Annotated in this window: 11 protein-coding genes and 1 pseudogene; all 12 read left to right on the top strand. The window is 43.9% G+C overall.

Translation table 11 applies throughout. The features are described from left to right. Window positions 1-4: 4 nt before the first annotated feature. Entirely contained in the window at window positions 5-157 is a 153-nt protein-coding gene (locus ACVW0P_RS22050) for an SHOCT domain-containing protein (protein ID WP_429380245.1), read from the top strand. A gap of 120 nt (window positions 158-277) precedes the next feature. After that, window positions 278-1000: a PRC-barrel domain-containing protein gene (locus ACVW0P_RS22055; protein ID WP_457133990.1), complete on the top strand. Its 723-nt coding sequence runs from the start codon at window positions 278-280 to the stop codon at window positions 998-1000. Then, window positions 1000-1746 carry a polyphosphate kinase 2 gene (gene ppk2 / locus ACVW0P_RS22060; protein ID WP_457133991.1) on the top strand — a complete coding sequence of 249 codons (747 nt, stop codon included), beginning with the start codon at window positions 1000-1002 and terminating at the stop codon, window positions 1744-1746. Before ACVW0P_RS22055 ends, ppk2 begins: the two co-directional genes overlap by 1 nt. Window positions 1747-1758: 12 nt before the next feature. Next, the gene (gene atpD / locus ACVW0P_RS22065; RefSeq protein ID WP_457133992.1) at window positions 1759-3207 is read left to right on the top strand and encodes a F0F1 ATP synthase subunit beta; all 1449 of its coding nucleotides are present in this window, start codon (window positions 1759-1761) and stop codon (window positions 3205-3207) included. Window positions 3208-3218: 11 nt separating this feature from the next. Continuing rightward, window positions 3219-3602, top strand: coding sequence for a F0F1 ATP synthase subunit epsilon (locus ACVW0P_RS22070; protein ID WP_128532108.1), 384 nt, complete (start codon window positions 3219-3221; stop codon window positions 3600-3602). 1 nt (window position 3603) lies between these two features. Further along, window positions 3604-3894, top strand: coding sequence for an AtpZ/AtpI family protein (locus ACVW0P_RS22075; protein ID WP_457133993.1), 291 nt, complete (start codon window positions 3604-3606; stop codon window positions 3892-3894). 17 nt (window positions 3895-3911) lie between these two features. Beyond that, window positions 3912-4205, top strand: coding sequence for an N-ATPase subunit AtpR (locus ACVW0P_RS22080; RefSeq protein WP_457133994.1), 294 nt, complete (start codon window positions 3912-3914; stop codon window positions 4203-4205). Further along, window positions 4202-4903 carry a F0F1 ATP synthase subunit A gene (locus ACVW0P_RS22085; protein WP_128532103.1) on the top strand — a complete coding sequence of 234 codons (702 nt, stop codon included), beginning with the start codon at window positions 4202-4204 and terminating at the stop codon, window positions 4901-4903. The genes ACVW0P_RS22080 and ACVW0P_RS22085 overlap by 4 nt, the downstream gene beginning before the upstream one ends. Before the next feature lie 10 nt (window positions 4904-4913). After that, complete coding sequence (locus tag ACVW0P_RS22090; RefSeq protein WP_128532102.1) at window positions 4914-5183, top strand: F0F1 ATP synthase subunit C; 270 nt, start codon at window positions 4914-4916, stop codon at window positions 5181-5183. A 6-nt stretch (window positions 5184-5189) separates the two neighbouring features. Continuing rightward, window positions 5190-5963, top strand: a complete 774-nt coding sequence (locus tag ACVW0P_RS22095; RefSeq protein WP_457133995.1) for a F0F1 ATP synthase subunit B family protein — start codon at window positions 5190-5192, stop codon at window positions 5961-5963. A gap of 7 nt (window positions 5964-5970) precedes the next feature. Next, window positions 5971-7533, top strand: coding sequence for an alternate F1F0 ATPase, F1 subunit alpha (locus ACVW0P_RS22100; RefSeq protein WP_348080950.1), 1563 nt, complete (start codon window positions 5971-5973; stop codon window positions 7531-7533). Then, window positions 7533-7744 (top strand): annotated as a pseudogene (locus tag ACVW0P_RS22105) (F0F1 ATP synthase subunit gamma); the annotation flags it as partial. The gene ACVW0P_RS22100 and the pseudogene ACVW0P_RS22105, both read left to right, overlap by 1 nt.

The following is a 7744-nucleotide window of genomic DNA, read 5'->3' on the forward strand; positions in this document are numbered from 1 at the left end:
GGTCATGATCCTTTGGATATTCGCAACACCTTACAACATTCCCGGCCAGCGGACAAGAAAAGACTCTCCTCTAGATATACTGAACAAACGTTTTGCTTCTGGTCTAATCAGTAATGACGAATACCAGGAAAAGAAAAAAATGATTAGTGGTAACTGACTTTTGAAACTAGGGAAGTCGGATAAACTGATTAAACTCACTTTTTCAGACCTCTGCTATCATTTATTATCTAAGTGGTAAACTTGAAATTTGACTTTCGGCATACATAAATCAAAAAACATGCAACGCAATATTAAAAGCATAATAAATTATAACATAGCAGCCACAGATAGTATAGTCGGCGAAGTCGAAGAATTTTACTTTGATGATAAAAGCTGGAAGATACGATACCTCGTCATTAAAACTGGTAACTGGCTATCCGGACGAAAGGTATTGATCGCGCCGCATGCCCTTCTTAAACAACCCTGGCAAGATGGTTTCTTCCCAGTTAATTTAACAAAGAAACAGATCGAAAACAGCCCGGATATTGATACCGATAAACCGGTATCGCGCCAGCAGGAAATAGAACTATATGGCCATTACCAATGGGAAAGCTATTGGGGGAGCGGCTTTTACGGTGGCGGTTCCTTAGGTGTGAGTATGCCGTTCCCGGTTTTAGATCAAAAGGTTTTAATTGAAGCCGACAAAAAGGATAAACATACTGACGACGACATCCATTTACGCAGTACGGGAAGCATAACAGGCTACCATATTCATACGACCAACGGAGAGATCGGCCATATCATTGATTTTATCGTTGATGATCAAACCTGGCAAATTAAATTTATCGTTATAGATACCCATAACTGGTTCGGAGGCAAAAAAGTATTGATACCGGTAGCACACGTTAAAGAAATAAATTGGAGCGAAAACAAAATACACCTTGATATAACCTCCTCTGTTGTTGATAAAAGCGTTCTTTTCAAAGAAGCCGATTACCCGCAAGTTCAAACAGTCAATTAATGAAGGATAAAGATATATTGCACGGCCTTTACGTCGAATTGGTCAAGTTGCAAAAGGAGATCATCGCTTCCGGACTTAAATTACTTGTCATTTTAGAAGGAAGAGATGCAGCCGGGAAGGACGGTACGATTAAAAGGATCGTTAAGCATTTAAGCCCGCGGGAAACGATCGTGGTGGCATTAGGAAAACCTTCTGACCATCAGGAAAAGGATTGGTATTTCCAGCGATACATCGCGCATTTGCCTGCCTCAGGAGAATTGGTTCTGTTCAACAGAAGTTGGTATAACCGTGCTGGAGTAGAAAAGGTAATGAAGTTTTGCACTCATCAACAATATAAATCATTTTTTAAAGAAGTTGAATTATTCGAGGAAATGCTGGCTAACGCCGGTTTTATTATTGTGAAATACTACCTCGATATCAGTAAGAAAGAACAGGAAAAGCGGTTTGATGAACGAAAAAAAGATCCGCTTAAACAGTGGAAAATAAGCCCTATTGACGAGGCTGCAACCAAACATTGGAAAGATTACTCCGATGCGAGGGATGAAATGCTACTCAAAACCGATTTTAAGCACGCCCCCTGGTTTATCGTTAGTGCTGATGACAAAGACGACACGCATATCAACCTGATCACGCATTTACTGAAGCGTTGCGATTATAAGCACAAAGATGACAAGGCTTTATCACATGCTTGTGACTTTGTTTATCCGGCCACGCCTAAAAACATAAAGGAAAAGCTATTCCAATAATCTCAATCGCAAATGAAGGCTATTCTAAAAGATACGGACGAGAAATTAAATTGCGGAAAAATTGTTTCGGTACGGGGCAGCGTTATAGATGCCCGTTTTGACCACTCTCTCCCTGCCGTTTATGCCCTGCTCCATGCAGGCGAACAACGGGAAATTGCCATCGAAGTGCTTTCACAATTGGATGAGCACACTGTAAGGGGAATAGCGCTAACACCTACCCAGGGGCTTGCGCGGGGTATGCAAATAGAAACTGACGGAAACGAATTAATGGTGCCGGTTGGCGAACGTACGCTTGGCAGGATGTTCGACGTGTTCGGAAATACTATTGACCATTTGAAACCATTGGCAGAAGGCGAAAAACGAAATGTTCACCAATCCCCCCCACCATTAGATAAAAGGGCGACTAATTCGCAGGTTTTTGAAACAGGTATTAAGGCAATAGATGTATTGATACCGTTGGAGCGTGGCGGCAAAGCCGGTTTATTCGGTGGAGCAGGCGTAGGCAAAACAGTTTTATTAACGGAAATGATCCACAATATGGTGGGCCAGAATAAAGGGGTTAGCATGTTTTGCGGCATAGGCGAACGCTGCCGTGAAGGAAACGAGCTATATGAAGCGATGAAGGATGCCGGGCTGCTTAAAAATATGATCATGATGTTTGGGCAGATGAATGAGCCGCCTGGAGCCCGTTTTCGGGTTGGCCATGCTGCTTTAACCATGGCCGAATATTTCCGGGATGATGAGCATAAAGATGTTTTATTATTGATCGATAATATCTTCCGGTTTATCCAGGCTGGTATGGAGGTCTCAGGTTTAATGGGGCAAATGCCATCGCGTTTGGGTTATCAGCCTACACTGGAGACGGAATTGTCGGCCCTTGAGGAAAGGATCGCTAATACAGATGCCGGGGCAATTACTTCTATACAGGCGGTATATGTACCGGCCGATGACCTAACCGACCCGGCTGCCGTTCATGCGTTTTCGCACCTTTCGGCAACTATTGTGCTTTCGCGCGAAAGGGCCAGCGAAGGCCTTTATCCATCTATTGATTTTCTGCAATCTAATTCAAAAATGGCTACGCCGGGAATTATTGGCGACCGGCATTACCAGCTCGCCCAGCAGATCCGGCAAACGCTGGCACAATATGAAGACCTGAAGGATATTATTTCTATGCTGGGTATGGAGCAATTGTCAACAGGCGACAGGCTCGTTGTAAACCGCGCCAGACGGCTGGAGCGGTTTTTAACACAACCCTTTTTTGCTACCGAACAATTTAGTGGCGTAAAAGGAGAAGTGGTTAGCTTGAAAGATGCGCTCGACGGTTGTGAACGTATTTTGGCAGACGAATTTAAAGACTTGCCTGAAAATGCTTTTTACATGATCGGAAATATAGACGAAGCACTAAAGAATAAAGGCGTCAATAAGGACGGCCCGGTTGCCACAAAACCTGTGATCAAATAGAAGCGAAAAATATGGACCTTAAGATATTACTTCCCTATAAAGTTTTTGCCGATGTAAAAAACGTCAGTAACATCGTTGCAGAGACAATCGAAGGGTCTGTTGGCTTTCTGCCGCAAAGGCTGGATTGCGTTGCGGTACTGGTCCCTGGTATTTTCAGTTACAAAACAGACAAGGTACATTATTTAGCCGTGGACGAAGGCCTTTTTGTAAAAGCCGGGTCGCAGGTACTGGTTTCCGTTAGAAATGCGGTTGGCGGCGTTGAGTTAGGAAAATTAGCCGAAACGGTAAAAAATGAGTTTAAGAATGCAGATGAAAATGAAGAAAAAGTTCGGCATATGGCCTCACAACTGGAAAGTGGGTTTCTTTCCAGGCTAAAGAAATTTCAACAGCTATAAAATGGCACAACCGGAAAATGACGCCGACTTTTTTGGCCGGATGATCTCGACTAAGGAAAAAAGAAAATTAAAGGCCCTCGACGAAAAAAAAAGAGCGGAGTGGTTTGGTTTCGGCATGTTCGGTATGGTAGGCTGGTCGGTTACCGCGCCAACTTTTTTGAGCACAATGGGCGGAATTTGGCTGGATAAAAATTATCCCCAATCCTTCTCATGGACAGTAACCTGCCTGATAACAGGCTTGGTGGTAGGTTGTATTATCGCCTGGAGTTGGGTAATAAAAGAAGATAAATAGTATAAAATAATTTGACGATGATAGTAATAGCATTAATAGGCGGATTGATATTAGGCATCCTTTTTTTTGGCGGTTTATGGCTGACTGTAAAAAGAACTTTAGGTTCGCCATACGTTGCATTATGGCTTTTGGGAAGCTCACTGATAAGAACGGGTATTGTATTAACCGGGTTTTATTTCATGGCCCAGGGCAGTTTGTTACAATTACTGGTAAGTGTCGCCGGGTTTATTGCGGGCCGCCTTTTAATTTTAAGGCTCACCAGGCAGATCGAGCAAAAGCAAGTTATCGTAACAGAAAGCAGCCCATTATGAATTTAACGCCAGATCAGACCATATTTTGGAGCAATGGTTTTATCACCATCAACCTCACCATCGTCACTACGTGGGGTGTTATGTTATTTATGGTGATCGGTGCCATACTGATTACGCGCAAGTTGAAAACTACGCATAAAATTTCCCGATGGCAGTGTATCCTCGAAATGATCGTAACGGGCATCAATGAACAGATCAAAGAAGTCGGGCTCGAAAACCCCGAACAATACATTGGCTTTATCGGTACACTTTTTCTATTCATTGCCATGTGTAACTTCTGGATCGTTTTACCCTGGTATCAGCCGCCGACAGGTTCCCTTTCCACCACTGCCGCATTGGCGATCGCCGTGTTTTTGGCCGTGCCTTTTTTTGGCATTCAAAAGAGCGGCTTCTTCGCCTATCTGAAGACCTACATCAAGCCGACTTTCATCATGTTGCCTTTCAATATCATTAGCGAATTATCAAGAACGCTGGCACTGGCCATCAGGTTATTTGGGAATATTATGAGCGGTGGAATGATCATCGCCATTTTGTTAAGCATATCTCCTTTATTTATTCCTATTGTCATGAAGGCCCTTGGCCTCCTTACCGGGATGGTACAGGCCTATATCTTTAGTATCCTGGCTACGGTTTATATCGCGGCAGCGGTACAGGAAAGCATCAAAAAGAAAAAATTAGTAAATAAAAGCACCAATTAAATAGATAAAAATGGATAATGTATCAGTAATAGCAGTAGCATCAATTATTACAGCCGGCCTTACAACAGGCATCGGTTGTATGTTCCCGGCATTAAGTGAAGGTAAGGCGGTAGCAACCGCTTTAAGTTCCATAGCGCAACAGCCGGACGCGGCGCCCACCATAACCAGGACCCTGTTTGTCGGCCTGGCCATGATCGAGTCAACAGCCATTTATTGCTTCGTGGTTTCCATGATCCTGATCTTTGCAAACCCATTCTGGACACACATTATTGCTAAATAACACACCATGCAAATTAATTGGTTTACGGTAATCGCGCAGATCGTCAATTTCCTGGTGTTGGTTTGGCTGATGAAAAAATATCTCTATAAGCCTATTCTGGCGGCTATTGATGAGCGCGAAAAAAAGATAGCTGCTGAGCTTGCGGACGCCAAAAGCAAAATGACTGAGGCAAAGAAAGAACAGGATGAGTTTCAACAAAAAAACAACGATTTTGATAAGCACAAAAAGAAGCTAATGGACCAGGCAACATCAGATGCTGATAAGGAACGGGAAAAGCTTTTGGATACTGCAAAAAAGGAAGCTGCAGGTGTAAAAGAAAAACTGGAAGCAGCATCAAAGGAATTACAAGAAAATTTGAGCGATGAGATCTCAAAGAAAACACAGGATGAGGTTTTCGCTATCGCAAAAAAAGCCCTCGCCGAATTGGCTTCAACTGACCTTGAAGAACAATCCGTTCATGTTTTTATCAAGAAGATAAAAGCGATCACTGACAAAGATAAAAAACAGTTCATCGGCGCTTTCCATTCGGATTCGGCCCCGATAAAGGTTAAAAGTGCTTATGACTTAGCTGAAAAGGATCAAAAAGGCATACGATCCGCAATTGCGGATATACTTGGAGATGAAGTTAAATATGAGTTTAAGACGGATCCTAAAATGATCAGCGGGATCGAACTGGCAGCTAATGGGTACAAACTATCCTGGAGTTTAGCCGCGTATGTTAATTCACTGGAAAAGAGTGTAGCGACGACAATAAACAAAACTCATCAAGCTGTAAAGTAATAACAATATGCCTTCAAGTACTTTAAAAAACAGTATAGCCGACACTTTCCACCAGTTGGATAAGGGTTTGGCGGAGCACGTATTCGCATTCGCACCCCGCGAGGTTGGCTATGTGACCAGCGTTGCCACGGGTATTGTAAAAGTTTCGGGATTGGAAGGTGCCGGCTTTGAAGAACTGCTTAAATTTTCGGAAGACCTGTACGGCATTGCCTATAATTTAGATGAAGATGAGATCGGCGTTATCCTGCTTGGTGAAGATACCTTATTGAATGCCGGAGACGAAGTAGAGCGTACCGGCCGGGTGATGGATATCCCGGTAGGCGACCATTTGATCGGCCGGGTAATTGATCCCATGGGGATACCCATTGATGGGAAAGGCAATATCGCAACCAACAAAAGGTTACCCATTGAACGGCCTTCGCCCGCTATCATGGACCGAACAGCCGTAAATGCGCCTTTACAAACCGGCATAAAAGTTATTGACGCACTAATTCCAATTGGCCGCGGCCAGCGTGAACTGATAGTGGGCGACCGGCAAACCGGCAAAACACAAATAGCAATTGATACCATACTTAACCAGCAAGGAAAAGATGTGGTTTGCATTTACTGTGCTATTGGGCAACGCGCTGCCGCTGTCGCCAAGGTTATCGCCAACCTGGAACAAAAAGGTGCTATGGATTATACCGTAGTTATGGTGGCCGAAGGTAACCATGCTGCGGGATTGAAATATATTGCTCCTTACGCGGCAACCAGCATAGCCGAACACTTTATGGAAGAGGGTCGTAACGTGCTCATTGTATATGACGATCTTACGCATCACGCGCGGGCCTATCGTGAACTTTCGCTGCTGTTACGCAGACCACCCGGACGAGAAGCATTTCCGGGTGATATTTTTTATATTCACTCCAGGTTGCTGGAACGGGCTACGCACCTGAGCGCTCAATTAAAAGGCGGATCGCTGACGGCCTTACCTATTATCGAAACTGAAGCGCAAAATATCTCCGCCTATATCCCAACCAATCTGATCTCTATTACCGATGGACAGATCTATCTATCGCCCAAACTATTTGAAGCCGGAAATTTACCGGCAGTTGATGTGGGTAAATCAGTTTCCCGTGTCGGGTCTGCTGCACAGTTACCCGCCTACAAATCTATTGTCAGCTTGAAATTACAATACGCGCAATTTGAAGAGCTGGAAAACTTTTCTCGCTTTGGCACCCGTCTGGATGACAATACTAAAAAGGTGATCGATCATGGCCTGCGTATCCGATGTTGCCTCAAACAAAACGAATTGCATCCCTTAACGGTTTCAGAACAAATAGTCGTATTATTGGCTTTAACGAGCGGGCTTTTTGATGCTATACCTGTAGATAAGATCGCCGATGCCGAAGCGGTTATTCTTAAAGATATGGGACGATTTCCTGCCGAAGTGCTCAAACGGCTTTTTGATGACAAACCTTTAAACGACGCAGACCATGATACGATCCTGAAAATCGCCGGCGAACTTCTTGCTCCCTTTAACGAAAAGCCGGAAGCGGAAAAACCAGAACCTGATAAACCCTCGAAGTAATGGATACGCTGGAAGATCTGAACCGGAAATTGGATGGTGCAAAAGATATCAAATCGGTTGTTAAAGCCATGAAGGCTATGGCTGCTGCCAATATTTCACAATATGAAGCGGCGGTAGCTTCACTTGGCGATTACTATCATACCGTTACACTGGGTATTAAGGCTTATTTAAAAGCGGAAAAAATACAAACGGTAATTGAAAATCCGGGAGC

The sequence above is a fragment of the Mucilaginibacter sp. UYNi724 genome, from assembly GCF_054057495.1.

Bases quoted from the DNA above. Each gene is read 5' to 3' on its own strand.
- ACVW0P_RS22070 (WP_128532108.1), top strand. From the start codon at position 3,219: ATGGACCTTAAGATATTACTTCCCTATAAAGTTTTTGCCGATGTAAAA.
- ACVW0P_RS22085 (WP_128532103.1), top strand. From the start codon at position 4,202: ATGAATTTAACGCCAGATCAGACCATATTTTGGAGCAATGGTTTTATC.
- atpD (WP_457133992.1), top strand. From the start codon at position 1,759: ATGAAGGCTATTCTAAAAGATACGGACGAGAAATTAAATTGCGGAAAA.
- ACVW0P_RS22050 (WP_429380245.1), top strand. From the start codon at position 5: ATGATCCTTTGGATATTCGCAACACCTTACAACATTCCCGGCCAGCGG.
- ACVW0P_RS22080 (WP_457133994.1), top strand. From the start codon at position 3,912: ATGATAGTAATAGCATTAATAGGCGGATTGATATTAGGCATCCTTTTT.
- ACVW0P_RS22090 (WP_128532102.1), top strand. From the start codon at position 4,914: ATGGATAATGTATCAGTAATAGCAGTAGCATCAATTATTACAGCCGGC.
- ACVW0P_RS22095 (WP_457133995.1), top strand. From the start codon at position 5,190: ATGCAAATTAATTGGTTTACGGTAATCGCGCAGATCGTCAATTTCCTG.
- ppk2 (WP_457133991.1), top strand. From the start codon at position 1,000: ATGAAGGATAAAGATATATTGCACGGCCTTTACGTCGAATTGGTCAAG.
- ACVW0P_RS22055 (WP_457133990.1), top strand. From the start codon at position 278: ATGCAACGCAATATTAAAAGCATAATAAATTATAACATAGCAGCCACA.
- ACVW0P_RS22100 (WP_348080950.1), top strand. From the start codon at position 5,971: ATGCCTTCAAGTACTTTAAAAAACAGTATAGCCGACACTTTCCACCAG.
- ACVW0P_RS22075 (WP_457133993.1), top strand. From the start codon at position 3,604: ATGGCACAACCGGAAAATGACGCCGACTTTTTTGGCCGGATGATCTCG.